Annotated in this window: 43 protein-coding genes; all 43 read right to left on the bottom strand. The window is 70.3% G+C overall.

Going from position 1 to position 23,485, the window contains the following annotated elements:
• Positions 1-23 precede the first annotated feature (23 nt).
• A complete protein-coding gene (locus ET471_RS17990; protein WP_165350449.1) occupies positions 24-170 on the bottom strand; it encodes a hypothetical protein in 147 nt (48 codons plus the stop codon).
• On the bottom strand, positions 167-760 hold the full coding sequence (locus ET471_RS08170; RefSeq protein ID WP_242496474.1) for a hypothetical protein: 594 nt from the start codon (positions 758-760) through the stop codon (positions 167-169). Before ET471_RS08170 ends, ET471_RS17990 begins: the two co-directional genes overlap by 4 nt.
• 159 nt (positions 761-919) lie before the next feature.
• Positions 920-1,162 (bottom strand): hypothetical protein, encoded by a 243-nt coding sequence (locus ET471_RS08175; RefSeq protein ID WP_129187524.1) that lies wholly within the window; start codon positions 1,160-1,162, stop codon positions 920-922.
• Positions 1,149-1,421 carry a hypothetical protein gene (locus ET471_RS08180; RefSeq protein ID WP_129187525.1) on the bottom strand — a complete coding sequence of 91 codons (273 nt, stop codon included), beginning with the start codon at positions 1,419-1,421 and terminating at the stop codon, positions 1,149-1,151. Before ET471_RS08180 ends, ET471_RS08175 begins: the two co-directional genes overlap by 14 nt.
• On the bottom strand, positions 1,411-1,578 hold the full coding sequence (locus ET471_RS17995; protein WP_165350450.1) for a hypothetical protein: 168 nt from the start codon (positions 1,576-1,578) through the stop codon (positions 1,411-1,413). Before ET471_RS17995 ends, ET471_RS08180 begins: the two co-directional genes overlap by 11 nt.
• Complete coding sequence (locus tag ET471_RS08185) at positions 1,575-1,925, bottom strand: hypothetical protein (RefSeq protein WP_129187526.1); 351 nt, start codon at positions 1,923-1,925, stop codon at positions 1,575-1,577. The genes ET471_RS17995 and ET471_RS08185 overlap by 4 nt, the downstream gene beginning before the upstream one ends.
• The gene (locus ET471_RS08190) at positions 1,918-2,256 is read right to left on the bottom strand and encodes a hypothetical protein (RefSeq protein WP_129187527.1); all 339 of its coding nucleotides are present in this window, start codon (positions 2,254-2,256) and stop codon (positions 1,918-1,920) included. The genes ET471_RS08185 and ET471_RS08190 overlap by 8 nt, the downstream gene beginning before the upstream one ends.
• On the bottom strand, positions 2,249-2,602 hold the full coding sequence (locus ET471_RS08195; RefSeq protein ID WP_129187528.1) for a hypothetical protein: 354 nt from the start codon (positions 2,600-2,602) through the stop codon (positions 2,249-2,251). The genes ET471_RS08190 and ET471_RS08195 overlap by 8 nt, the downstream gene beginning before the upstream one ends.
• Entirely contained in the window at positions 2,599-3,087 is a 489-nt protein-coding gene (locus ET471_RS08200; protein ID WP_129187529.1) for a hypothetical protein, read from the bottom strand. Before ET471_RS08200 ends, ET471_RS08195 begins: the two co-directional genes overlap by 4 nt.
• On the bottom strand, positions 3,084-3,242 hold the full coding sequence (locus ET471_RS18000) for a hypothetical protein (RefSeq protein WP_165350451.1): 159 nt from the start codon (positions 3,240-3,242) through the stop codon (positions 3,084-3,086). Before ET471_RS18000 ends, ET471_RS08200 begins: the two co-directional genes overlap by 4 nt.
• A complete protein-coding gene (locus ET471_RS08205; RefSeq protein ID WP_129187530.1) occupies positions 3,239-3,760 on the bottom strand; it encodes a macro domain-containing protein in 522 nt (173 codons plus the stop codon). Before ET471_RS08205 ends, ET471_RS18000 begins: the two co-directional genes overlap by 4 nt.
• Positions 3,757-4,092 (bottom strand): hypothetical protein, encoded by a 336-nt coding sequence (locus ET471_RS08210; RefSeq protein WP_129187531.1) that lies wholly within the window; start codon positions 4,090-4,092, stop codon positions 3,757-3,759. Before ET471_RS08210 ends, ET471_RS08205 begins: the two co-directional genes overlap by 4 nt.
• Positions 4,093-4,094: 2 nt before the next feature.
• Complete coding sequence (locus tag ET471_RS08215; RefSeq protein WP_129187532.1) at positions 4,095-4,472, bottom strand: VRR-NUC domain-containing protein; 378 nt, start codon at positions 4,470-4,472, stop codon at positions 4,095-4,097.
• Between the two features lie 89 nt (positions 4,473-4,561).
• Entirely contained in the window at positions 4,562-4,804 is a 243-nt protein-coding gene (locus tag ET471_RS08220; protein ID WP_129187533.1) for a hypothetical protein, read from the bottom strand.
• A gap of 269 nt (positions 4,805-5,073) precedes the next feature.
• Complete coding sequence (locus tag ET471_RS08225) at positions 5,074-5,388, bottom strand: hypothetical protein (RefSeq protein ID WP_129187534.1); 315 nt, start codon at positions 5,386-5,388, stop codon at positions 5,074-5,076.
• A 385-nt stretch (positions 5,389-5,773) separates the two neighbouring features.
• Positions 5,774-5,977 (bottom strand): hypothetical protein, encoded by a 204-nt coding sequence (locus ET471_RS08230; protein WP_129187535.1) that lies wholly within the window; start codon positions 5,975-5,977, stop codon positions 5,774-5,776.
• A gap of 474 nt (positions 5,978-6,451) precedes the next feature.
• Positions 6,452-6,811, bottom strand: a complete 360-nt coding sequence (locus tag ET471_RS19110; protein WP_129187536.1) for a WhiB family transcriptional regulator — start codon at positions 6,809-6,811, stop codon at positions 6,452-6,454.
• Positions 6,808-8,544, bottom strand: a complete 1,737-nt coding sequence (locus tag ET471_RS08240) for a DNA cytosine methyltransferase (protein WP_129187537.1) — start codon at positions 8,542-8,544, stop codon at positions 6,808-6,810. The genes ET471_RS19110 and ET471_RS08240 overlap by 4 nt, the downstream gene beginning before the upstream one ends.
• Positions 8,541-9,554, bottom strand: coding sequence for a DNA-methyltransferase (locus ET471_RS08245; protein WP_165350452.1), 1,014 nt, complete (start codon positions 9,552-9,554; stop codon positions 8,541-8,543). Before ET471_RS08245 ends, ET471_RS08240 begins: the two co-directional genes overlap by 4 nt.
• Positions 9,542-10,924: a DEAD/DEAH box helicase gene (locus ET471_RS18005; protein ID WP_165350453.1), complete on the bottom strand. Its 1,383-nt coding sequence runs from the start codon at positions 10,922-10,924 to the stop codon at positions 9,542-9,544. Before ET471_RS18005 ends, ET471_RS08245 begins: the two co-directional genes overlap by 13 nt.
• A 67-nt stretch (positions 10,925-10,991) precedes the next feature.
• Positions 10,992-11,936 (bottom strand): phosphatase domain-containing protein, encoded by a 945-nt coding sequence (locus ET471_RS08250; RefSeq protein WP_129187539.1) that lies wholly within the window; start codon positions 11,934-11,936, stop codon positions 10,992-10,994.
• A complete protein-coding gene (locus ET471_RS08255; RefSeq protein ID WP_129187540.1) occupies positions 11,933-13,018 on the bottom strand; it encodes an RNA ligase in 1,086 nt (361 codons plus the stop codon). The genes ET471_RS08250 and ET471_RS08255 overlap by 4 nt, the downstream gene beginning before the upstream one ends.
• The gene (locus ET471_RS08260) at positions 13,015-13,428 is read right to left on the bottom strand and encodes a hypothetical protein (RefSeq protein WP_129187541.1); all 414 of its coding nucleotides are present in this window, start codon (positions 13,426-13,428) and stop codon (positions 13,015-13,017) included. The genes ET471_RS08255 and ET471_RS08260 overlap by 4 nt, the downstream gene beginning before the upstream one ends.
• Entirely contained in the window at positions 13,425-13,940 is a 516-nt protein-coding gene (locus ET471_RS08265) for a hypothetical protein (protein ID WP_129187542.1), read from the bottom strand. Before ET471_RS08265 ends, ET471_RS08260 begins: the two co-directional genes overlap by 4 nt.
• On the bottom strand, positions 13,937-14,083 hold the full coding sequence (locus tag ET471_RS18010; protein WP_165350454.1) for a hypothetical protein: 147 nt from the start codon (positions 14,081-14,083) through the stop codon (positions 13,937-13,939). The genes ET471_RS08265 and ET471_RS18010 overlap by 4 nt, the downstream gene beginning before the upstream one ends.
• Entirely contained in the window at positions 14,083-14,475 is a 393-nt protein-coding gene (locus ET471_RS08270) for a hypothetical protein (RefSeq protein WP_129187543.1), read from the bottom strand. Before ET471_RS08270 ends, ET471_RS18010 begins: the two co-directional genes overlap by 1 nt.
• Complete coding sequence (locus ET471_RS08275) at positions 14,472-15,011, bottom strand: hypothetical protein (RefSeq protein ID WP_129187544.1); 540 nt, start codon at positions 15,009-15,011, stop codon at positions 14,472-14,474. The genes ET471_RS08270 and ET471_RS08275 overlap by 4 nt, the downstream gene beginning before the upstream one ends.
• Positions 15,008-16,141: a DUF7666 domain-containing protein gene (locus ET471_RS18520; protein ID WP_242496475.1), complete on the bottom strand. Its 1,134-nt coding sequence runs from the start codon at positions 16,139-16,141 to the stop codon at positions 15,008-15,010. Before ET471_RS18520 ends, ET471_RS08275 begins: the two co-directional genes overlap by 4 nt.
• Positions 16,138-16,467 (bottom strand): hypothetical protein, encoded by a 330-nt coding sequence (locus ET471_RS08290; RefSeq protein WP_129187547.1) that lies wholly within the window; start codon positions 16,465-16,467, stop codon positions 16,138-16,140. Before ET471_RS08290 ends, ET471_RS18520 begins: the two co-directional genes overlap by 4 nt.
• The gene (locus ET471_RS08295; RefSeq protein ID WP_129187548.1) at positions 16,464-16,754 is read right to left on the bottom strand and encodes a hypothetical protein; all 291 of its coding nucleotides are present in this window, start codon (positions 16,752-16,754) and stop codon (positions 16,464-16,466) included. The genes ET471_RS08290 and ET471_RS08295 overlap by 4 nt, the downstream gene beginning before the upstream one ends.
• Entirely contained in the window at positions 16,754-17,020 is a 267-nt protein-coding gene (locus ET471_RS08300; RefSeq protein WP_129187549.1) for a hypothetical protein, read from the bottom strand. The genes ET471_RS08295 and ET471_RS08300 overlap by 1 nt, the downstream gene beginning before the upstream one ends.
• Positions 17,021-17,022: 2 nt before the next feature.
• The gene (locus tag ET471_RS18015; protein ID WP_165350455.1) at positions 17,023-17,175 is read right to left on the bottom strand and encodes a hypothetical protein; all 153 of its coding nucleotides are present in this window, start codon (positions 17,173-17,175) and stop codon (positions 17,023-17,025) included.
• Between the two features lie 153 nt (positions 17,176-17,328).
• Positions 17,329-18,555, bottom strand: coding sequence for a replicative DNA helicase (locus tag ET471_RS08305; RefSeq protein ID WP_129187550.1), 1,227 nt, complete (start codon positions 18,553-18,555; stop codon positions 17,329-17,331).
• On the bottom strand, positions 18,555-18,872 hold the full coding sequence (locus ET471_RS18195; protein WP_207207357.1) for a hypothetical protein: 318 nt from the start codon (positions 18,870-18,872) through the stop codon (positions 18,555-18,557). Before ET471_RS18195 ends, ET471_RS08305 begins: the two co-directional genes overlap by 1 nt.
• Before the next feature lie 766 nt (positions 18,873-19,638).
• Positions 19,639-20,532 (bottom strand): hypothetical protein, encoded by an 894-nt coding sequence (locus ET471_RS08315; protein WP_129187551.1) that lies wholly within the window; start codon positions 20,530-20,532, stop codon positions 19,639-19,641.
• 3 nt (positions 20,533-20,535) lie between these two features.
• Entirely contained in the window at positions 20,536-21,057 is a 522-nt protein-coding gene (locus ET471_RS08320; RefSeq protein ID WP_129187552.1) for a hypothetical protein, read from the bottom strand.
• Positions 21,054-21,305 carry a hypothetical protein gene (locus tag ET471_RS08325; RefSeq protein WP_129187553.1) on the bottom strand — a complete coding sequence of 84 codons (252 nt, stop codon included), beginning with the start codon at positions 21,303-21,305 and terminating at the stop codon, positions 21,054-21,056. The genes ET471_RS08320 and ET471_RS08325 overlap by 4 nt, the downstream gene beginning before the upstream one ends.
• Entirely contained in the window at positions 21,302-21,904 is a 603-nt protein-coding gene (locus ET471_RS08330; protein WP_129187554.1) for a hypothetical protein, read from the bottom strand. The genes ET471_RS08325 and ET471_RS08330 overlap by 4 nt, the downstream gene beginning before the upstream one ends.
• Positions 21,904-22,152 (bottom strand): hypothetical protein, encoded by a 249-nt coding sequence (locus tag ET471_RS08335; protein ID WP_129187555.1) that lies wholly within the window; start codon positions 22,150-22,152, stop codon positions 21,904-21,906. The genes ET471_RS08330 and ET471_RS08335 overlap by 1 nt, the downstream gene beginning before the upstream one ends.
• Positions 22,149-22,370 (bottom strand): hypothetical protein, encoded by a 222-nt coding sequence (locus tag ET471_RS08340; RefSeq protein ID WP_129187556.1) that lies wholly within the window; start codon positions 22,368-22,370, stop codon positions 22,149-22,151. Before ET471_RS08340 ends, ET471_RS08335 begins: the two co-directional genes overlap by 4 nt.
• Entirely contained in the window at positions 22,367-22,864 is a 498-nt protein-coding gene (locus ET471_RS08345; RefSeq protein WP_207207358.1) for a DUF4326 domain-containing protein, read from the bottom strand. Before ET471_RS08345 ends, ET471_RS08340 begins: the two co-directional genes overlap by 4 nt.
• Positions 22,861-23,220: a hypothetical protein gene (locus tag ET471_RS08350; protein ID WP_129187557.1), complete on the bottom strand. Its 360-nt coding sequence runs from the start codon at positions 23,218-23,220 to the stop codon at positions 22,861-22,863. The genes ET471_RS08345 and ET471_RS08350 overlap by 4 nt, the downstream gene beginning before the upstream one ends.
• Complete coding sequence (locus ET471_RS08355) at positions 23,217-23,480, bottom strand: hypothetical protein (RefSeq protein ID WP_129187558.1); 264 nt, start codon at positions 23,478-23,480, stop codon at positions 23,217-23,219. Before ET471_RS08355 ends, ET471_RS08350 begins: the two co-directional genes overlap by 4 nt.
• Positions 23,481-23,485 lie beyond the last annotated feature (5 nt).

Genomic DNA, 23,485 nt, shown 5'->3' on the forward strand with positions numbered 1-23,485 from the left:
GGCCAGGGCGGCGAGAACCCACCTCACGCCGCACCAGCCAGGACGACGTAGCCGATCGCGAGGATGATGAGCCCGGACGCGAGACGCACCCCGGACTCGCGGTGGTCGAAGATGCGGGCCCCGGCGACGACGGCGCAGTAGAGGCCCGCGACGACCATGACGACCCTCATGCGGCACCTCCGGCGATGAGTCGCAGCTGCGCCGGGACGACCTGCGGCACGAGGGCCTGCTGCTCCGGGGTCAGGTCCAGTGCGTCGAGGATCCGGCGGATGACCAACGCGACGAGGTCACCCTGCTGCTCTGCGAGCCGCACCTTCCGCTCCTCGACGCCAGCCTTGAGCGCGGCCGAGCACACGGCCACGAGGTGCTTGCGCTCCGCCTCGTACAGGACGTACCAGATCGACGGCTTCGCCTCCTGCGTGGTACCGAAGTCGTCTCCACCGGTCTTCACCTTCGTGGTGCCCCACACGAGCTGGTGCTCGCCGTCGTCACCGTCACGCTGCGACTCGTCGAGCTCCTGCACTTTGGCGCGCAGCCACTGCACGTGACCGGCCGTCCACCGCACCTCCTCAAGCAGCGCATCCGTGGGCGTGATGTCCACCGGCAGGCCAAGCGTGCGGACCACCTCGGCCGCCTTCGCCTCCTCGACCCGACGCGCCGCAGCCGCCCTCGCCGCCTTCGTGCCCGACCCGTGGATGCTGCACGTCACCCCGCCCACGATCGCGGCACGTTTGCACTGCTCCCCGGACTGCTTCGACATCGCCGCACACCGGGCCATCAGGCGCCCCATCCGTGAGGTGCCCGACCGCGGGTGCTGTCCATGAGGGCGGCCTCGCTCTCGGTGTGGTGGTTGGTCTCGCAGTCGCGGGCGAGGGACGGGACGGGGTGCTGGCGGCCGCAGGTGCCGCACGTCCAGGGGTCAGTGGGCATCGCGGGCCCCCTCGCCGGTCGCATAGTCGGGGTGCCAGATCAACCAGGTCGGCCAGACCAGCCAGTCGCGGTCGAGGGGCTGCCAGTGGCCCCACTCGCTGAGCCCGACCCAGTCGGCGCCGTCGAGCCGGAACACGCGGTCCAAGCCGTCGGGGCGGCGGATCAGGATGATGGACCCGGGCGGCAGGGTGTCGATCTCGTCCGGGTCGGTGATGGACTCAGGCGCGGGCATCGCTGGCCTCCTCGGCGTCGGCGCGGGCGTCGAGGAAGTCGCCCACGAACCCGAGGTTCGAGTACGCGCGCGCCGACGCCGCCGCCTCCCGCCACGCCTGCGCCCGGATGGCGGGGCCGACAGCGAGCAGGGTGGCACGGGCATCACGTCGGTGCGCGCCCCTCATCTCACATTCGTCCCAGGTGGTGTACTTGTCCCGGCACACCGCCCGTGCCGCCGCCTCCACCTGCTCGTCGGTGGGCGTCCAGTCACTCGCCACGGTCGGCCTCCGTCTGCTCGGACCCAACCCACTCCGACGCCAGCGCGACCCGCTTGCACCAGGCGCAGATGAAGACCGGGTGGCCCATGAGCGTGGGCATCGTCGGGTAGCCCTGCTCGCTGCCGCAGTGTGGGCAGGCTGGTCGGGGCGCGCTCATCGGTCGGTCTCCGTCTGCTCGGCACGGGCGATGACGGCGCACAGGTCGCACACGCACCCTCCCCGACCCCGGTCATGGGTCGCCGCCAGCGCCGCGACCTCCGCCAGCGCCGCCTCCGCGCGCTCGGCACGGGCACGCTCGATTTCCCATGCGATGCCGCGCCTCTCTCCGATGCGTGCGACAGCCTCCTGCCACGCGGATCGCGCTGCCCGCGCCTCTGCCAGCGCGGCGGTCAGGCGGCGCACCTCGGCCCTCAGGTCACGGGTTTCCTCATCGAATGCCCAGGTGAGGTCGTCCACCCGCTCGGTGATCGCGTCCAGGTCCAGCGGGGTCGTCTGCTCAGTCATCAGTGCCTCCGGTGGTGCGGGCGATCTTGGCGAAGTGCGCGGCCGGGTACAGGGCGCGGTGCCCGTGGGGGACGGCCTCGATCGCCTGCGCGATCCGCTCGGCCGCCGCCCGTGCCCCGCGCGCCTCCGCCTCGGCCACATCACCCAGGAGCCTCAGCGGCCCGCCCTTGCGTCCGAGCAGGGTCCCGCTGACGCGACCGGGCTCACCGGTCGCATCGGCCCACCGTGGTCCGGCCTCCGTGTCCACCTGCTGCCACGCGACACCGGTCCGGTCGAGCACCACGCTCCCCACGGGCAGCGCGTCCAGGTCCAGCGGGGTCTGCTCAGTCATCGGTGCCTCCGGTCTGGGTGGTGCGCGGCAGTGCGGCGCGCAGCTCACGGGCAGCGGTCCCGCGGCGCAGTGCCGGGGTGGACTCCCACCGCCGCAGCAGCGCGCTGGCCTCGCGCGTCGCCTCCCGTGCCCCGCGCGCCTCGGCCCCCGCGAGCAGGTCGGTCCACCCGGCGAGGGTGGCGAGGTTCACCAGCGGCACGCTCCCGCAGCCCGGCTCATGGGCGCCGTAGTAGCCGTGAGGACCGACACCACAGGTACAGCCGTCGACCGCCTCCACGAGCCACGTGCCCTCGATGGACATCTCGGCGGGCGTCTCGGCCGCGCTCGTGATGCGCTCGGCGGTCATCGGGCACCGTCCATCAGGTGCGCGCGGAGCATCTCGACCTGGTGAGCCGCGAACCAGAACGTCGGCGCTCGGTCCACGGACTCGTCCCACGGCGCCCCGCAGTTGCAGCCCGGCCCGCTCGGCAGGACGGTCAGCACGGGGTGGCGGCGCATGACGGCGCGCATCCCCTCGACGTCAGACAGCGCGGCGGCCAGGATGCTGCGAGCCGCCCCGGCGTCCCCGATGAGCATGCCCTCCTCGGTGGCGTAGTAGAGCCGCACTCGCTCGATGGCCCGCTCCAGCGGCGTCCCCTGCGCGGGCGCGGCAGACGACGACTGGTCGGGGGTCGGGGTGGGCTCCGAGCGGTGATCCTGGGCGTAGCGCTCCATCTGCTCGGCCACCTCGCGCTCGGCGATCAGGACATCGATCAGGCGGCGCACCTGCCCTGCCAGTCCGCCGGATGCCAGGTGCTCGCGGATCGCCCGCAGGTCGTCGGTGGTGTTCATGCGATCACCACCAGGGTGATCAGCGCTGCGGTGGTCACGACGGTGCCGACCGCGAGGCCGGGCGTGATCGGCTCCCGCGGCTTGCCGACGCCGGCGATGACGATCAGCGCACTGAGGGCGAGGTACGTGATCAGGGCGATGCTGGGCCAGGTCATCGGGCACCTCGCGTGAGGTCCCAGGCAGTGCGCATGGTCCGGGCGACGACATCGGGTGCGAGACCGCCCGCACCGGCGCCAAGGCCGGGGATCGCGATCGTGTGCTGGGCGTCGTCGTACGGGTTGGTGAGCACGGCGAGCGTCGCGAGGAGCACGTTCGACGGCGGGATGGTCTGCGGGGTCCGCATGGTCGGTGCGTAGACCAGCCACGGGAAGCGCTCATGCCCGGTGCGCACGGTGACGCACGCGCCGACGGGGATGGTCCCGCCGAGGCTGGCCGCCGCCTGCCACTGCACCCGGTCCTGCACGTGCTGGCCGAGGAGGTCACGCACGGCGAGGTCGAGGCCGCCGTCCATGATCGCGTGGGAGTTCCCCGCGGTGACGAGGACGTCGTGTGCGGGCAGGTCAGTGAGGCTGGTGTGCGCGACGGTCACGTCGGGCACGTCGGCGAAGGCCTCGCGCCAGGCCGCGCACAGGGCGTCGTTGTGGTCGAACAGGGTGATGGCGGGGGTGCTCACCGGGCTCCCTCCTGGGAGAGCAGGTGCACGGACGTGGCGCCGGCGATGCTGGCCTTGTCGGAGTAGCCGGGGCAGCCGTCGACGTCGTCGGGCTCGCCGTCACCGCGCGCCGCGGTGATCGTCACGAGGTCGACGTGGGTGGTCGGGGTGAGCCGCCAGATGCCGTCGTAGCCGTACTCGACGTTGATGAGCACCTCACGGCCGTCAGCGAGGCCGACGGACACGGTGTCGGGGATCGCGTCGCGCAGGCGCGGGTACAGCTCGTCGGAGATCTCGCCCTCGACCTCGATCAGGTCGTCGGACGCGCCGAAGATGTGCGTCAGGTTCGTCATGGTCATTCCTTCGTCTCGGTGGTGATCCGCGGTGCGAGCGCGGCGAGAATGCGGCCGGACAGCAGGTCGTCCGGTCGGAACACGTGCACTTCAATGCCAACGGCCTCGAGGTCGGCAAGCCACGCCTTCTGGTCGTCGGACACCCGCCCGTTCTGCCGCTTGAGCTCGATCGCGATGCGGCGGCCCTGGCGGACGTGGACAGCGAACAGGTCGGGCCATCCGGCGTTGATGCGCTGGACGTGGCCGCGCGCGTTCGGGCGGTTGTCGGCGGCGTGGAAGAACCGCCACGACGTCTCACGCATGAGCGCTTCGACGTGCGCCTGCAGGACCTTCTCGGGCATGTCCTTCGCGACAGCGGCCGCGTACTCGGCCCGGTTCACCGGCGGGTCCGTTCGTCCCAGACGGCGTACCAGGTCAGGAGGGCGAGCGCGACGGTGGCGACGACCCAGCCGGCGGCGACGGCACCCATTCAGGCGGCCTTGGGCTTGCGTGTCAGTGCCGGGTTGGTCGCTCCGGCGGCGGCAAGGATCTTCTGCACGCCGGGCTGGGACAGGTGTCCGGCTTCGGAGAGTTCCTGCCGGGTGTGGCCGGCGGCGTGGGCGCGCAGGAGGTGGTGGTCTCGGCGTGCGCGTGACTGTCGCAGCTGCTCGGTGGCGTGGTCGACGGCGGTGGCAGCGTCTGCTAGGGCGTCGAGGGTGGTTCGTGCGGTCACACCCTCATACTACCGAACGTTACCGAGTTTCACCCCATGTTTTGCTGGTAGAAGTTCGGTGACGGGGGTTAGTTTCGGAGCATGGTCCAGATCAGGCCCCGCCCGCCACCAGCCTGGCCCCGAGGCATGCACGAGTGAACTGAATGAGCAGGTACCAGGCCTACGCGCGCTCGCCCCATGGGAGGCTGGTATGGCTCCGCTGCCACGCCAGAAGACCCCGACCCGGACGCCCACTACGGCGCCGGGTCGGGGTCTTCGTGTTGGCTGGGTCAGGCCGCGATCGGCGAGACCCTCGCGCCCGCGGTGCCAGCGGCGGCGTCCAGTGCGGCGGCGTCGGCGAGGGACAGCGTGATGTTGTCACGCAGGGTGGTGGCCTCGTCGATGGGCAGGATGAGCGTCCGGTCGTCGTTGAGCCTGACGTGCACGAACGTTGCCCCGAGCTTGTGCTCGATGGTCGTGTAGGTGTCGATCTGGGATGGTGACCAGCTGCGGTCGTCGTTCTTGACGGATGGGTAGGCGCGGGTCGCGAGCGACCGCACGGTGGTCACGGTGACGTCGCCGTCATTGGCGTGGATGTGTGACAATCGGCTAAACCTCTCTGGTTTCATGTGCGGCCCTCACTCATACCTTCTTGGCGGGAGCGTCTGAGTGAGGGTCGCTCTCTTGCTGGTGCCCAGCGATCGTATGCCAGCAGGTGCGCCCCCTTTGGGGGTGCCTGGCGGACCTCGCATCGAACAGGAGTTCGATTTCGTCCGTTCGCTGGCGCGGCAGGTCCGCTTCCGGACGATCTGGGCGCTAGATACCACACTGATGGCAGTAGGCGAGATCAGCGGATCTTCACCCGCTCGGAGAGCCTTGCTCCGCTGCTGTGACGGGGGTCCGTCATCGCGATCGCAGACGGCTCCCCTCGGGATGGTCGGGTCGGGCAGCAGTCACTGCTGCCCGACCCGACCATCTGTCCAGGGGCGCCTACATCAGCGGGATCGGCTCGTCGCCAGTGGCGCTGAAGAGGATCGCGAGCGCCACCTTGCAGCGGGTCTCGGCGTCGGCATCGCTGGTGAGGGCGATCGCGATGAGCGCGTCACGCCGCTCGTGGTCCCTGACGGTGAGGGACTCGAAGGTGCCTCGGATCGCACACCCTGTAGAGTGCTGGTGCATGTTGCTGGTGACCAACTTCCGGTTGCTAGGGGCGGCCTGCGCACCTCGTGTTTCCGCCAAGACTCACCGAGGTCGCAGGCCGCCATTCCTGTCTGACGACAAGAATCGTAGCGCGACATTCACGTGCTCGTGAACGCCTCCCACGGAGCGGCCCATCACCCGCCGGCTCCCGCCCCTCGTCGCCGTCCCGGCAGCGACCGCAATGGCGCGTGCGGCGAGCCGGAACTGGATTCAACCGGACTGCTCCTGACCAATCCGCTTCAACTGTCTCCGAACTCAGCGAACGCAGCGTCTGGCCAGTTGGAGCGGGGTGGAGTCAAGCGAGTTGGTCCCAGGGAGCTCCGACTGGACGCAGATCGGTTGGGACTTGCGAACCTCGAAGCTGGGACCTCCAAGCAGGGACTCAGGTTGCTGGCTCCTCATTGCTAGCAACACGGAATGCGTTTAAACGCTCTGAACTGCACGTGCATTGCTGACCTAGTTGGAGATTCAGCAACTACCAGCAACCAATGGGGAGCGTTCGGAAGTCAGTCCGGCCGACTCAGTTGGAAGTCCTGGTGAGTCCAGCGCGGATCGCTTCAGCATGGAAGTCCGCTCCTTGACTGTCGTGCCGCCGTAGATCCCGTGCGGCTCCCGCCGCGTCAGACCGACTGTGAGGCACGCCAGGCGGATCGGGCAGGTCGCGCAGAGTCGCTTCGGCTCCTGTGTGGAACCTCCCCGCTCCGGGAACCACGCATCCGGGTCAGCCTGCGCGCACGCAGCCTGGGCGGCCTCGTCGTCCGTCAGCCAGCGGCGCGGCTGGAAGTCGGCCGGCCACACGTTCATCCGCGGCAGACGCTCCCGGGTCATGCGGCCACCGCCTCGTCTGTGATGGCCTCGACGACCGTCGCGATCAGGTCGCGAGCCGCCGGCGGGGTGACTGCGTTCCCGGAGAGCTTGACCTGCTCACGTCGGGTGCCGACCATCACGTAGTCCGCGGGGAACGCCATCGCCTGCTTGATCTCCGAGGGCTCGAGCATGCGGAAGTAGACGTCGTTGACGTCGACGGTGGGGCGGTCGGCGGTGAGGACCGACTGGTGGCCGGCGGTCGTGACGGTGCGTATCGGCTCGCGCGCCGGTGTGGTCATCTCGGGGCCACCGCCGTTGTTGCGGTGGATCAGCCCGTACGCCTCCCGGGTCAGCATCGTCGGCATGGGGCCTGCGGCTGATCGGGCGTCCTCGTTCCATGTACCGCCCGACGGGGTGATGAGCGCGTGGCCGCCGCCGCCGGCAGTCGTCATCGTCGGCGCCGCTTCCCACGCCGGTCTGGCCCGGTTGCTGTGCGTGTTGGTCATGACAAGCGCGTGGTGGTTGCCCGACGCCGTGACCGTAGCCAACGCGTCAGATGCACGACGCGCGGTCGACCCGCCACCGCGCAGCTCGGCGATGAACGGCGGGTAGACGATGCCCGTCTCCGAGCGGGTCGTCATGGCCCGCGACGGGTACAGCATGGACCGTGCCCGATCCTCCGCAGCCCGTCCCTCAACCGGCACCAGCATCGGGTGTGTGGCGATCGCCTTGGTGCCGTCCGTCGCCGGGATGGTGCGCAGCACGTCCGACGTCGGCCACGCCCGGTAGTAGGACGACGGGTCCCCGAACCCCGGGTGCTTCGGGTCTGCAGCGTCGTACCCGTTGACCATCTCGACCGTCAACGGCTGCCAGTACCGTTCGATCCCCACCTCGATGCGACGCATCGTCTTCGGCGACAGCGGCTTGTCCCGGTCACCGATGCGCACACCCAGGTTCGACCAGTCGATGATGCTCGAGGCGGGCAGCCACGCCGGCTCGACGACCTGGTTGCGGCACGCCGTGTTCGGGCAGCGGTACAGGTACTGGGCCCGGTACCGGCCTGGTCGGCGGCCGTCGCCCTTCTTCCACCACTGCCGCGCCTCCACGACGCGTTCGCAGGTGGGGCACCACGCCTGCGGGCGGAGCATCTGCTCGAAGTCCGGGGCCCGCTCGCCGCGGCGCCAGAACACGATGTAGACCCGGTCGCGGGACTGCGGTGCGGGCAGACCGAGGCGCTGCGCGTGCATCGAGTTGAGCGAGATGACGCGGTGCTGGTAGCCGAGGTTGCGCATCGCGAGGAGCCACGCGTCGAACAGGCCGCCCCGGGCGGTGCCGTCGTCACCCCAGTCGGCGACCTCGACGACGTTCTCCACGATGACGGCCCGGTACCGGTGCGCCTCGGTGAAGCGGACGACGTCCCACATGGTGGCGCGGGAGCGTCGTACGGCGTCCTCGGAGATCGTCTCGCCGAACAGGTCCGGCTGCGCGGCGATCTTGCGGCCCTTGGCCCGCGAGTGGTTGGTGCACTCGGGTGACGCCCAGAGCATGTCCGTGTGGGGCACGTACCGGGGGTCGGTGTTCGAGATGTCGGCCTGCAGGTGGTCGGTGTCGGGGTGGTTCGTGTTGTGCGTCTCGATGGCCCGCGCCCAGTGGTTCGCGGCCAGGCGGACGGTCACCCCTGGGACCGCCACGGCGCCCGTCGAGCTGCCGCCGGCGCCGCAGAACAGGTCCGTGAGCGTGAGGTTGGCGGTCATGCTGCGCCTCCCTCGTAGTCGCCGGCAGGGTCGGAAGTGCCCAGATCGAACAGGCCGAGGTCGTTCTCCTGCATGTCGATGTCCTCGTCCACGGCCGCAAGGTTGCGGATCGCCTGTGTGAAGTAGGACGGCTTGAGCTCAGCGCCGATCCCGTACCGGCCCATGCGCACGGTGGAGTAGACCTCGGACCCGACACCCATGAACGGGGTCAGGACACGCTCGCCGGGAAGGGTGCGCATGTCGAGGTATCGCTCGATGACGTCAAGCTGCAGCGGGTGGACGTGCTTCTCGTCGTCCTCGTCACGGGCGTCACGGAATGGCAGGACGCGGTCGATGCGCACGTCGTCCCACACGCTTGACGCGTAGCGGCGCCAGATCCAGTGGGAGTAGCGGTTGGACTTCTGGTCTCCGTCCCACCCTCGGTACTTGAGGAGGTCGGACGGTATCGGTTCTGCGCCGGCGTACCCGTTCTCGAACCCGTGTAGGTGTTCGAGTGGTACGACGGAGTCGCCTGGCTTGCGGAAGATCAGCAGCTCGTCGGGCGCTGCGACACCGCCGTACGAGGAGTCGGTGACGATGGTCTTGTGTGCCAGGTTCTTCGCCATGGTTCGGTTGCGGACCGCGAGGGGTTCCTTCCAGATGACGTGGCGGGCGACGAACTGCCAGCCGGCGGCCTGGTGGATGCGGATGACGTCACCGGGGAAGTCGGTGAGGGCGTCCTTGCCGGTGTTCCCTGTCGGGACGACGGCGGCGTGGACCCCGGTGGTTCGCCCCGGCATAGTCACGCGCAGCTTCTCCGCGACGAGGTAGCCGTACATCTCGCGGAACTCGTCGTAGTCGCGGGCGTTGGAGAAGTCCCGGTCGTCGCTGCTGTAGTGGTACAGCCCGGCGAACGGCGGGGAGTAGATCGACCCGTGCACGGACTCGTCTGGCAGGGCGGCGAGGACGTCCATGCAGTCGGCGTTGTAGATCGCGTACCGGTCGGTAACGCGCTGGTTCAGTGCACCCATGACGGGATCTCCAGAGGCTGGTCGTAGGTGTGGCGGGCGACGTCGCGGGCGCCGTTCATGTGTTCGATGAGGGCGGCAAACATGCCGTCGGCCTGTGTCGCCTTCCGCTGCAGGTTCGCCAGCGCCTTCTGTCCGCCGGTCGTGGTGATGACGTCGACGTAGACAGGGCTGGTCTGACCGAAGCGCCACATGCGGCGTACGGCCTGGTAGTACTGCTCGTACGAGTGGCTGGGGAAGTACGTCATCCGGTGGGCGTGCTGCCAGTTCAGGCCCCACGCTCCGATTGACGGCTTCGTGACCAGGACACGGATCTCTCCGCGCGTGAACGCGGCGAGCTTGTCCTCCTTCTCGCCTGGGCTGTCGGCTCCGGCGACCTCCACCGCTCCGTCGATCAGTTGCGTGAGCAGGTGGGACTCGTCGTTGAGGTGGCACCATGCGACCGCGCGGTCGGTGTGCTCGAGTGTGGCGGCCGCGGTTTCGCAGCGTTCGGTCAGGGTGCGGCGGGTCTCTTCACGTTCCTCAGCCAGACCCGATGCCGGCACGTCAAACAGCGTGCCTTCGCGGGGGTGGGTCGCCTCGATGACGGTCTGCCGCTCTAGCAGCTCGGGCAGCACGTACCCGTCGTCGTCGAAGCCGATGTCCGAGGGGCGGCGAACGGCGCGGGCCCATGAAGAGACCCACCGCCAGAACGGCTCCGCAGCGTGGCCCTTGAGTCGCCAACCGACGTCCCGTCCGGCGGCCGCGAACCTAGCCCGGTTCGTCGTCGTGCGCTGGTTGTTCACGAAGAACCTCGACAGCATGTCGACGTACCCGAGTCGGCCGAGCGACTCCGACGAGGTGCCGAGCTCAGTCCAGTCGTTCGGTGCCGCTGTGGCGGTGCCGAGCAGCCGGTACGGGATGCGGCGCATGAACTCGGTGACAGCGGCCCGGGTCACCCCATCGAAAGCCTTGATCGCGGACGACTCATCCGCGACGACGCCTGCGAAGTCGGACGGGTCGAACTTCCCCGCAACGAGCTGCTCGTAGTTCGTGACCGTGATCGCCGCGGCGACTCGACCGGACCGGGAGAGTCCGGCGTCGTGACCGAACTTCTCCGCCTCGCCCATGACCTGAAACCCGACAGCCAGCGGGGTCAGCAGCAGCACGGGGCGCCCAGTGTGCCTATGCACCTGCTCTGCCCAGGCGAGCTCCATCGGAGTCTTCCCCAGGCCGCAGTCCGCGAAGATGGCGCCGCGGCCAGAGTGCACCGCCCACTCGACCAGGGCCCGCTGGAAGCCGAACAGGTGGTCGGGAAGGTTGGCTGGCTCGAACCCGCCGGTGTCGGCCGCCTGCGCCTTGCGCTCCAGAAGTGCGCGGTACTCGGCGTTCACTCTGCTGCCTCCTGCCGGCCGTGGGGGGAGAGGCGGCGGTCGACATCGACGGTGATCTCGTGGGTCATCAGAACGTCCCCTCCGCGACCTGGAAGCAGGTGAGGCCCATGGCGCGCCAGAGCTTGACGACCTGGTCGCGGTCGTCGAGCGCCCACAGGACGTGGAACGTCTCGCGTACGTGGTGGTCGAAGAGCTCGGCCTTCACGATGTAGTCGGGGCGCGTGTCGCCGTCGGCGCGCATGAACAGATGCACGGTCGGGTCGCCGGCCGGGTTCCAGCCGGTCTTGTCCAGGAGCCAGCGCGTGGTCTCGGCGCGGGCGCGCTCGTTGCGCCCGGACATGAACACGATGTGCACGGGCTCGTCAGGCCCGTCCGAGAGGCGGGCGACCGCCAGGCGCACGTTGGCAACGACGTCGTCCTCGTACACGCGGTCGAGGCCGACACCGTAGAACTCCCGGCCGGTGACGTTGCGGGCGAGGGTGCCGTCGAGGTCGACGATGATCGCCTCAGGCTTGTTCGGGTCGGGCACGTAGCGCGCCGGCGCGTCGTCAGGCTGCCGCGGGGTGGGCTTCACCTCAGGCCAGGGCTGTGGGTAGCGCCCGGCGAAGTTGCTGATGACGTCGGCGCCGACGTTGCGGTGCCCGGTCATGCCGCGGTGCTCGTCGCGGGCGATGGCCTCGTCGACAGTGGTGGTGATGTCCCAGACCTCGAAGTCGACGCTGAGCCGGACCGCGAGGTCAGCCCAGGAGCGGGCGTTACGGAGGCGCAGGTTGGTGTCGTCGATGACGACGTCGCGTCCGGTGCGCAGGAGCGCCTCGGTGGCGGCGTGCTGCGCCTTGGTGACGGCCTGCTCCTGCTCGTAGGTGAGTCCGGTGTGCCTGCCGTACAGGGCGTGGCGCAGGTCGTCACGGTTGACGCGGGCCCGGTCGGAGGGCTTCGCGTTGACCCACTGCAGGGCGCGGGTTGTCTTGCCGGAGCCTGGGTACCCGCGGGTGATGGCGAGGGTGGTCATGCCGTCTCCTCGGAGGATGGGCGCATCGGCGTGGCGCCGACGGGGCGGAGGGTCTTCCAGATGGCAGGGGAGGGGTCGCGGCCGTCGAGGAGCTGGAACAGCAGCGCACGGTGCGGAGACTCGGCGGCCGCGGCGGCGTACTCGCGGCGCTCGAAACCGTCACCGAGGACGTCGAGGATCTCCTCGTGCCGGGCCTGGGCGGCACCGAATGCGATCGCGTGCCGGTCGCGCAGCGCCTCGGCCTTGTCGGTGACCCACCCATGGAACTCGTCGGGGATCGACTCGAGCAGACCGGTGTACGTGCCGCCGTTGCTGGCGAGGTGTTCCCACACGGAGCGCTCGGACAGGCCGGTGATGATGCGGTGCAGGGCGAGGTAGTCGTCCTGCTTGACCTTCACGCGCATGTCGCCCTCGAACAGGACGACGACTCCCTCTGCGTTCGGGCGCGGCGGCATGGCGAGCGCGTCGGCCAGGGTCTCCGCAGGAAAGACTGTGGTGCGGGGGCCGGGCCAGTCGGGCTCGGTGTTGGGAAGCCAGGCGTCGGCTCCGGTCTCGATGTCCACCGCGCCGAGGAGGACGAGGTCGTCCCGCTGCCCGTAGTCGACGACGATCCGGTTCTCGGGGTACACGATCTCGAACAGGTACGTCGACCACGGATCGGACGGCTGCCAGTCTGCGTACTTCGTGCGCAGCAGCTGTGTCGCATGGATCGCCTGCTCGGAGGCGAACGACCCGCGGGTGGCGATCGCCGGCTCGCCGTCGGGCGCCCAGTAGAGGATCCCGAGGGAGCCGTCCATCTTGTCGGTCACCTGCACGGGGGCCTGCAGGTCGAGCGCCTTGTCGGGGTGCTGCCCGTAGTTGAAGAACTTTGCCCAGGGGCGGGCGACGACGTACCCGTCGCGGTGGATCAGTCCCCGGCAGTTGCGGGTCGCGGGCGTCCACACGTTCTCGTACTGGGCGCGCTCGGTGTAGTTCAGGATCCGCAGCGCCGGGTCGTCAGGGTGGGTGCGCTCCCGCACGAACCCGCCGTCGATCGCCTGCTCGAGGTCGATTGGGTCGAGGATGTCGTCGAGGTGCGTCACACGGTCACCTCCACGCGGACGCCGCGCTCGACGAGGCGGCGGGCGAGCACCGTGGCATCAGCGGTCAGCGACATGCCCCAGAGCAAGGTCGAAAGCGCCTTGACCTGCTCCTCGTCCACGGGCGGGTGCTTCTCGACATGGTCGGCCATCGCCAGAAGAGCGATGGCGTACTCGCGCAGCTGAGCGGGGTTCTCGGACGACTCGACGTAGGTGTTGGCGTGCACCTGCTCGCCACCGTCGATGTACTCGACCGGCGGGAGGTCCTTGCGGCTGATGACGATGGCGTCAAGCGGGGCGATCTTGACCTCGGTGTGGTCGCGCCGCTGGCCCATGTCGTACTCGTAGGCGAGGTTGGACCCGTCGGGCACGGGGACGACTGCGCCGCCGCGGTACTCGAAGTAGCGGGTCATGCCGCCACCGCCTTGCCGGTGTAGAACTCGTGGGCGCGGTGGTACTCGGACGCGAGGATCTCGGTCCAGTAGTCGGCGGTCCGCTCGGTATCGCCCTCGTCGTGATGGGCGGGCTGCGGGAGGCTGTAGTAGGCGGCGCCGTCCCAGACGAACGCGCGCGGGTACAGGAAGTGGCTCTGGTCCGCGGAGAACATGATCGCCGGAAGCCCCGGGATGGCGGGCAGCTTGACGAACGTCGCCTCGAACTCCTTGTTGACCGGGTTCGACTTGTACGGGGCGTACCCGTGTCCGTTGACCTTCCACTGGCCGTTGCCGGGCTTGATGGGCCCGGTGATGCCGTCGGCGTTGAACCAGTCGATGCGGACGCCGGCATAGGCGCTGGGCTTCTCCGCGTCGGAGTACTTCGCGGCGAACGCGAGGACCTGGTCGTGGCCGCGCTTCCGCTCGGACCACCAGAGATCGACGGCCGCGAGCACGTCGGGGTGGGTGGACTTGCCGTGCTGGGGGATCACTTCGTACCTCCGGTGCGGGGTTCGGTGTTGGTGACGGGCGCCCGTGTGGGGAGCGGCCGGCCGGGGATGAGGGGGCTGACGTCCTCTTCGAGTGCGGCGAGGAAGTAGGCGCGCTCGTCGGGGTCGCTGTGTCGCTGGGCCATCAGCGGGCCCGCTCCCAGGCGTTGGCGGCGTCGACGAGCGCGGTGATGGACACCGGGTCGAGGCCAGACACACGGAACGCCTCGACGAACGCGAGGGCGGCGACGCTGGCGCGACCCACGGCCTTGGTGATGAGGTGCTCCAGCCCGGGCGGGACCTCACCGACCGGCTGGTCCTGGCTGGTGCCGGCCGCCAGGGCAGGGGAGGGCACCGCCCTGGCGGCCGGGGTCACGACCCTCAGCCGCGCCGCGGGGTGGAAGTGGAACCCGCCGTCGACGTCGACCTCGAGCCACCGGGACATTCCGCGCAGCTCCTCGGCCATGACGGTGCCGGTGAGGGTGATGCCGTGGTGCTGCTCGAATGCGACGGTGTCGCCGATCTGAGGGGCGCTCATCCCTGCACCGCCGTCAGTGCGCGGTGGGCGTCGATGAGGGCGCGGGCGGCCGGCCAGGCATCGAGGTCGATGGCCTTCGGGCCGTCCATGACGAGGAGGTCGGTCACGAGCGGACCAGCCGCGTCGAGGACTGCCTTGACGGCGGACTCGACAGCGTCGAGCTCGACGATGCTGCGCCGCCCGGTCGGGCCGACAGCGACCCGGTGCGCGGGGACGCGGTGGAGGGTCTCGTGCGCGCCGATCGGCGGGAGGCTCGCTGGGCCCGCGGCTGGTCGGCGGGTGTCGGCGCGGGACCAGGTGACGCAGTCAGGGGAGGCGGGCAGGAACCCGTCCCAGTACCGGTACGTCTCGTACCCGCTGTCGAGGGAGATCCGGTAGCGGCGGTCGTCCGGGTCATAGGAGGTGACGACGCCAGACCCGCACGGTGTGCCCTGCGCGTCCAGGACGGTGACGCGGGTGCCGTTCGCGATCTGCCCAGCGTGGTGGACGTGCTCGGCGCGGTGGCCGTCGTAGGCGGTCTCGGGCAGGTGGCTCATCGGACACCACTCAGCGGCTCGCCGTCGAGCGACACCTCGTCGAGGACGTGCACCGTGGCGGCCTTGGCCTTGGCGGTGCCGCCGGGGATGGGGCGCAGGTCGGCGAGCGGGACGGTGACGCGCAGCATCCGCTTGGCGTCGCCGTAGTGGGCGAGCGCCTGGTGGGGGTGCGGGGACGCGTGGAGTCCGTACCCGCACCCGTGGTCGTCGCGCCAGTCAGGGGCGGTGACGTCCTCGCCGACCGGGTACGCGGTGAGGCGGTAGGAGTGCCCGGCGCGCAGCTCGTCGTCGACGGCCTTGTAGAGCACCACGCGGTCATCGATCACCTCGGCGCCCGTGTAGTCGACCCAGGTCTGCGGGTCGGTGAGGTCGAGCCCGGTGACGTCGATGACAACGCCGCCGGTGAGGGTGACGCGCGCGGAGTGCAGGTGCACGGCCACGTAGGGCGTCGCCTCGACGGTGGCCGAGTCGAACGCCCGGACGGTGGCCGAGTCGAACGCCTCGACGGTGGCCGAGTCGAACGCCTCGACGGTGGCCGAGCCGGACGCCCGGACGGTGGCCGAGTCGAACGCCTCGACGGTGGCCGAGCCGGACGCCCGGACGGTGGCCGAGCCGAACGCCCGGACGGTGGCCGAGTCGAACGCCCGGACGGTGGCCGAGTCGAACGCCTCGACGGTGGCCGAGTCGAACGCCTCGACGGTGGCCGAGCCGGACGCCCGGACGGTGGCCGAGCCGAACGCCTCGACGGTGGCCGAGCCGGACGCCCGGACGGTGGCCGAGCCGAACGCCCGGACGGTGGCCGAGTCGAACGCCCGGACGGTGGCCGAGTCGAACGCCTCGACGGTGGCCGAGTCGAACGCCTCGACGGTGGCCGAGCCGGACGCCCGGACGGTGGCCGAGTCGAACGCCTCGACGGTGGCCGAGCCGGACGCCCGGACGGTGGCCGAGCCGGACGCCCGGACGGTGGCCGAGCCGGACGCCCGGACGGTGGCCGAGCCGGACGAGCTGATCTTCAGCCACACCCCCGTGGGGGAGTCGATCAGGATCGTGGTCCGCCAGTCGGCGCCGTGCTCCTTCAGCGCGGCGTCCAGGTCGGCCTGGGTGGTGACGGTGATCGTCTGGTAGGTCATCGGGTTCCTCCGAGGTCTGTGATCTGCGGCCAGAGCCAGGTCTCGAACTCGCGGCGGGCGATCTCGTCGAGTGCGCGGGACACGCCCCGCTTGAACACGGCGAAGTCGGCCCAGTACTGGGCGGTGTCCGCCGTCGTCGGGTAGGTGTCCCGGGTGGTGGCGATGTGCCGCCACATGTCGACCGTCCACGTGTCGTCTCCGGTGCAGGGCGCGGCGGCGTGGCGGCCCGAACCCCGCACGGCGGGTTCGGCGCCGTCGATCGTGGAGGCGTACCCGAACCCCATGGATGGGTTTGCCGGGTCGTGGTGCCGCCCGACGCCGCTCACTCGGCCACGACCTTGGTTCGGCGCTGGCGGGCGATCAGGCGGCGCCGGGACGCGAGGACGAGCTCGCGGGCTGCGGTGTGCGCGCGGGCGGTGTTGAGCGCGGTGGCCTTGTAGTCCTCGTCATCGCTGTCGATCTCGAGGGCCAGGTAGTCGGCGGCGCGCTCGGCGAGGAGGTCAGCGGCGACGGTGAGGATGTCGAACGCGTTGGTGTGCGGGCGCCGGTACTTCCTCTGCAGGCAGATGGCGCGGGCGGCGACATCACGCGGGGCCCAGTAGTCGTCGCCCATCAGGCCGCCTCCCCGTCCTGCCAGCGCCGCTGCTCGGCGCGCCGGGCGCGCTCGTTGAGGGCCATGCGGCCGTGGAACGTCGTCTCGAACGCGTTTCGCGCGGCACGCACCTCGAGGTGGAGCGCGGTGTGGTGGTGGGCACCGCGTGCAGTCGCGCTCTCGGCGTTGAGGTAGGCGGTGTACGCCTGCTGGTCGGCCACCTCCTGCGCCCCCGTCATGGGGGCGAGGTGGCGGCCACGGTGCTGCGGCCGGGTCGTGGTGGCCATGGTCAGCGGCCGCGGTTGATGGCGCGGGAGCGGCGGGCGGCGCGGTTCGCGGCGCGGCGCTTGGCGACGGTCGCGGCGGGGACGGTGCCGCCGTAGACGTGCTTGCCCTGCAGGGCCCGCAGGATCGTCTTGCCGTACGTCGGGGACTCGTTCATGGTGGTTCACTCCGGTGATCTGTGGTGGGTTGGTGCAACAACCCTCACGTTACCGAGTGTCACCGAACGATGCAACCTCGAACCTGCGGTGTCAGTGGGTGAAGCCTCAGCGACATGCCAGCCGCCCCGGTGAGCTTCCCGACGGCGGTCGGGTCAGCGCTGGAAGTTGTCCAGGCGCGCGTAGTGGCCGCGCTTGAGCAGTAGGAAGTCGCCCTTGGCGCCCCACCGGTTCTTGTCGACGATCGTCAGCGTCTCCTCCGGGTGGTCCGGGTTCTCCGAGAGCAGGATGACGACGTCGGCGTCCTGCTCCAGGGCCCCGGACTCCTTCAGGTCAGACATCATCGGCTTCGCGCCAGCCCTGGCCATCGGCCCACGGTTCAGCTGGGCGAGGACGAGGACCGGCACGTGGAGCTCCTTGGCGAGGATCTTCAGGTCGCGCGAGAACTCGGCGACGACCTCGGACCGCATGCGCTTCCCACCGGAGGGATCGCGCATGAGCTGGATGTAGTCCACGACGACGCCGGCGAGGTGGCCGCGGCGGGCGACGGTGCGCGCATGGGATCGGACGTCTGTTGTCGAGACCCTCGGGTTGTCGTCGATCGACAGCGGGAGAGCGTTGACGTCGGGCACGACGCGGGCGACCTTCGCCCAGTCGTCCTCGGTGAGCCGGTGGTCGATGATCGCTCCCAGGTTCACCAGGGCGGTCTGCGCGACGATGCGGGCCATGACCTCGTGGCGGGACATCTCGAGGTTGTTCAGGGCGACGTGCCCGGTCGCGGCGAGCCCGAGAGCGGCCTGGACGGCCATCAGGGTCTTGCCCGCACCGGGTCGGGCGCCGATGACGTACATGCAGCCCGGCCGCCACCCGCCGATCAGGTGGTTCAGGTCAGCCCACGGGGTCGGGACCACCTTCGGCTGGGTTTCGAGCTGGTCGACGAAGTCTCCGAGGATGTCCGCCAGGTACCCGCCGGCGGACACGTCACGGGTCGTGGTGTCGATCCACCCGCGGGCCATCTCGACGAGGTCGGCGGCAGGGATCTTCTCCTCGACGCCTTGCCGGATCCGGCCCGCGGTCTCGACGAGGCGCCGCCGGGTCGCCGCTTCCAGGACGAGGGACGCGTGATGCTCCGCCGATGCCCGGACTGGGGCGGCGGCGACCGCCTCGGCCAGCCAGACGCCGTCGACGCCGCGCACGTCCCCGGGCAGCGCGTCCAGGACAGTGATCGGGTCGGTCGGCTTCCCTAGGCCGCGCAGCCCGCGGATCGTGGCCCACACGGCCGAGCACCGCGGGTCGGTGAAGTCGTCCGGGTCGACGGCGATGTCGTCGGCGACGTCAGCGTGCAGGAGGGCCAGCCCGATCAGGGCGTGGTCCGCGGTCATCACGGCCACATGCCACCGGCCTTCCTGGCCGCACGTCGGGCCGCCTGCTCCGCATCGCACTCCTCGCACTCTGGGTCGTGGAACGTCGTGCCGTGGTGGCAGCGGATCCCGGGTCCGAAACCGTACGTGTCGACCTCGGACACGTGGGGCACGCGAGGGGCTACGGACTGCTGCTGGGCCGGGCGGGTCCCTCCGGTTTCGGTCTCGCGTCGCAGCCAGTTCCGCCACGTCGCCACCCAGTCGAGCTTGACGCCCTTCTGCCCTGGCTGGGCCCGCCAGTAGTCGATGAACGCGGCCGTGGCCCGGCGTCCGTCCACGCCCGGGCACTCCTTCTGCGCCCAGGCGACCATCTCCGGGGTGATCGTGAACGGCTCAGGGAGGCGGGTGCCCTTCGATGCCGCAGGCTTCCGCGTCGTCGTCGGAGCGGCGTCAGCCGCGACCCCGAAGACGAAGTCTTCGGTGCCTGGTGTAGAGGTGCTGGTGTAGGTGCTGGTGTTCGGGGTGTGGAAACCGGTGTGGAACCAGGTGCCATCGTGTTCGGGGAAACCGATGCCGAAACCGTTGGCAAAACCGATGGGTAAACCGGTGCCGAAACGGACAGGACCGCGTGCCCCTCCTCGAACGACAGGGAACGCCGATCGAGGAGCTCGGACACCTTGTCGACCCGCCAGGCCGCCCAGTCCGGGAACGTCTTCGACAGGCGCACCAACTGCCCGATGAGGACCTGGCGGAGGGCCTTGGACTCCATCGCCTCGACGGCCTTCGCGAATGCGACGGCCATCTTGGGATGCTTGAGCAGCCCGTCGTGCTTCGCGAACGACCTGATCAGGACCTCCTCGTTCTCGTGGTCGATGAGGATGAACTGCCCGACCTCGAGCTCAGCCGCGAACGTCCGGACGAGGTCGGCCGTGAGTCCCTTCGCCTTCGTCGCGATCCGTCCGGGACGCCAGTCCGCGACGCCGGCGAACGTCAGGGTCGGCGAGGTGAGCAGGTACTCGTAGAGCCACTGCGCGCCGAACGACAGGTCGGTGTAGTCGTCGTCCGACCACATCGCGGGGCGGAGCTGGGCGTACTCGCGGGCCATCAGCGCGACACCTCGGCGGCCTCTGCGGCGACCTTGGCGGCCGTCTGCGCAATCGACTCGATCGTCTCCTTGGACCGTGCTGCGAGTCGGCGCAGGTCGTCCTGCATGTGTCGGGCCAGGCTGCGGGTGCGGGCGTAGTCGACGATGCCGTCGACGATCATCGAGTCGCTCAGGTCGTGGTGGACGCCGTCGCCGATCGAGAACCAGCCACCAGCCCAGTCGTCGGACGCCTTCTCGACGGCGCGGACGATCGCGCGGATGCGGTCGGTGTGCGGTGACGACCAGGCGGCGCCCGCTTCGGCGGCACGATCGGCCGCCTTCTGTGCGCGTGCCTCGGCCGACTCGACGAGGTGCTTCTGGTAGTCGCGCTCACGTTCGAGTTCCCCGATGCGGTCCTGGGTGCGGTAGTGAGTCGCGGCCAGGATGCGCCGGAACGCAGGTCCGGTGTCGGCCGGGTGGAGGCGGGGAGCCTGCCGGATCACGGTCATGGTGCGGGTTCGGCGGCCGGACGGGGGCGCCATGATGCCCCACGCCTCGGGGATGTCGAGCCCGGCGACCAGGGCGGGGTCTGACACGGTGAGCCACCAGCGGGTGCAGTGCTTCGCCCACGGTTCAGCCTTCGTCGGGTCGGCGAGCTCGGCGAGGACGTCGGAGCGCGACACCTTGATCTCGTGTCCGACGATCTCGTACCCGCCGGCGATCGTGAGCGGCACCCACAGGGCGTCGGCGCGACGGGAGCCCTCGGGCGCCTGGATCTCCGTGACGAACGCGCCCGACGCGGGCCGGTTGTCGGGCAGGTAGTGGCGGCGCAGCATCTCCTGCACCGCGTGTGCGTCGAGTTTGCGGTCCGGCGCCTTGGCCGGCTCGGTGGCGGTGAACAGGTCGACGGTCACGGGTCACCGCCCTGGGGTGTGCGGCAGGAGGCCCTGGGCGATGGCGTCGCGGAGCGGCACGGCTGGTCGGTCGGCGCCCATCCACAGGGTGGCGTCGAGGGCGTCCTCGAGGATGTCCTCGGACGCGTCCTCGTCTTCGAGGTAGGTGTGGATGGCGAGGGCCAGGGTGTCGATGGTGTGGATGTGGTGGGTGAGCGCGGCCCTGCGGCGGGCGTGCTGCTCGTCCACGTCCCGGACAACGACGGGGTGGGCCTCGTCGAGGTCGGCAAGCCACGCCTTGACGTGCATCTCGTACGCCTTCTGCCCGGCGAGCCACCGGGCGTGGTCCTGCACGGCGAGGTCGCCGGCGACACGCTGGTTGGCCTTGATGGTGCGCTGGTCCTTGAGCTTGCCGAGCAGGGCGTGCAGGTCGGCGCGGACGCGGGTGGCTCCGACTTCGGCGGTGTAGGCGGCGCGTTCGTCGGGGCCGCTGCGGAGGGTCTGCTCGGTGCGGTTCGGGGGTGCGAAGTTCGCGGCGATCGTCACAGCGGTCTCCAGGTCCAGTGGTAGTTGTGGGCGGGGCAGGCAGGCTTGTGAGTGATGAACGGGCCGTCGATGAGGCCCGCGATCTGGCTCAGGTAGTCGCGGCATGCGGTGCAGGTGGGCAGGGTGTGGCGGCAGTCGTGGAGGTAGAGCGCCCAGTCGGCGTCGTGGTCGCAGTCGACGACGGAGCACGGCACGGTCTCGTCCAGGTCGACGTCGAGGTGCGCGAGCTCGTCGGTCGTGGTGCTCATGCCGCACCGCCGCGGATGAGTCGCAGGACGGGCTTCGGTGGTGTGGGAGGCTTCCCGTCGGGTAGCGGCTTGCGGTACGGGGCGGCCCACGCCCACACGGCCATCCAGTCCGTGTCGAAGTAGCGGGGCAGGATGCCGCCCGCGTTCGCCGGCGGCTCGGGCCTCCCGTTCGCCTCCCACGCCTGGAACGTGGCCGCTCGGGCTCGCTCGTCGGGGATGCTGTAGTGGCGGGTGCAGCGACCCCACGGTGTCCGCACACCAGTGAGCGGGTCGATCGTGTAGCCCGAGGCGTGTGTGCGCTTCCCGCAGGGTCCGTCACGGCGGATCATCGCGGCCGTGCAGCCGTTACCGTTGGGCGGCTCGTAGCGGGGGACGTCGCGGGCGATGATGAACCTGAGCCGCTGGTTGACGTCCATGCCTGCCCGTTCGGCGATCTGCCGCCAGGACACGCCACGCTTCCGGGCCGGGTCGTGCAGCAGGGCCACGAGGATGAGCGCGACGAGCAGCAGGTCCCCGGTCAGGTCCGGGTCGGCGAGCATCGCATCGACCTCGTGGCGGAGGGCGAGCGCCTTCTTGACCTCGGTTCCGGTGACGGCCATCAGAGGTCACGCCACTGCACGGGCGGCACGGGGAGGATGACCTCGTGCTCGTCGCAGACGATGAGCCCGTCCGGGTCGAGGAGGACGTCCAGCCATGCGGCGAGCAGTGCGGCCTGGTGTCCCCCGCAGACCGGGGCCGGGCCGTGGGCCCCAGGGCAGATGGTCACCCCGGAGACCACGGCTGGTCGGGCGCACCCGTCGGCGGCGCACGTGAGCGTGAGCGTCAGGTCGACGTCGAGCGCGGTCATGCGCCGGCCTCGCAGTCGCACGGCTTCGTAAGCCAGCACGTCGTGCAGATGACCGGTGGTTGCTCCGGGTCGGCGTCCTCGCAGCCGTCATGGACGAATCCACCGACGGCGATGGTGTTGGAGTCGCCGGCCGAGTAGCGGATCATCTGCCCGCGCTCAATCGCCCCGCCACAGTCCGTGCAGCGGCCGGGGTAGCGGGCCTCGAACGCGCGGCTCATGACGCACCCCCGTTGGCGATGGCCAGCAGGACCGCCGCGTGACAGTGGTCGGGCTCGCCAGGCTCTGGCAGCGGGCACCAGCAGGCGAGATCGTGCCCGGCAAGGCGAGCCGCTGGCTCCCAGGGCTGCCACATGGGCCCAACCGTGAGGATCTGGCCGTCGGGCTTCCCATAGGAGCGGCACAGGTACCAGCCACCCCGGCGAACCATCTCCCGGAACAGGTCCACAGCCTCCTCGGCGTCGGCGACCGTGTGGTTGCCGTCCCTGCTGAACCGCGGGTCACTCTCGGGCCAGTTCGCGGCAGGCGCGACGGCGCCGACCTTGAAAGGGTTGCCCCACACGGTGGTCCGGTCGACCTTGATCGCGCCCTCGGGCTTGCGCCAGCCGCGCGTGCGGCGGAGCTGGATGCGCTGCGGGGCGCTGGCGTCGACGTACCCGACGTCGGTCGGGATCGCCGAGCCAGCGCCGTACCGTGGCTCGCTCGTGGCGGTCACGAGGACACCTCCACGGTCGAAGCCGGGTACTCCTCGGCGGATGCACGCAGGGCGCGGAGGAAGCCGAGCGTGGACTCGACGGTTCCCCACGACCCGCCACCGCGGACGTGCCGGTCGAACGCGCACGGGTCGGCGGCGATCCTCGTGATGGCGTCGTCGAGCGGGGCGATCAGGGCTCCCGCCGGTCGACGGTCGAAGAGGGTCAGGTCGAGGCCAACGGCACGCCACACACCCGCGGTGTTCGAGGTGTGGTTGTGCCAGGCGAGGTCGGGCGCGGTTGCCGGGTCGACGTGGTGCGCCCTGCAGTCCTGGTGCGGCTCCACGGTCGGTCGGCGGAACGAGACGTCGTAGCTCACGAGTCGACCCCCAGCGCCTCACGCAGGGCCCGGGCGTCGAGGGCCGTGCAGTTGGCGTACGAGAGGTTGTCCTCCTTGCTGAGCACGACGGCGTCGCGCTCCCACTCGGCGGCCAGGTCGCGCACCCGCTGGATGACGGCGAGCAGATCGGGCACGTCGCACACGGAGTCCGTGAGCGCGTCGATGCCCTTCTGCGTGTACTCGCCCTTGGACGGCTTGGCGTCCAAGGCGCGCTGGTAGCGGGCTCCGATCGCTGCCACGTCCA

This window comes from Xylanimonas protaetiae, from assembly GCF_004135385.1.
Lineage (GTDB): Bacteria > Actinomycetota > Actinomycetes > Actinomycetales > Cellulomonadaceae > Xylanimonas > Xylanimonas protaetiae.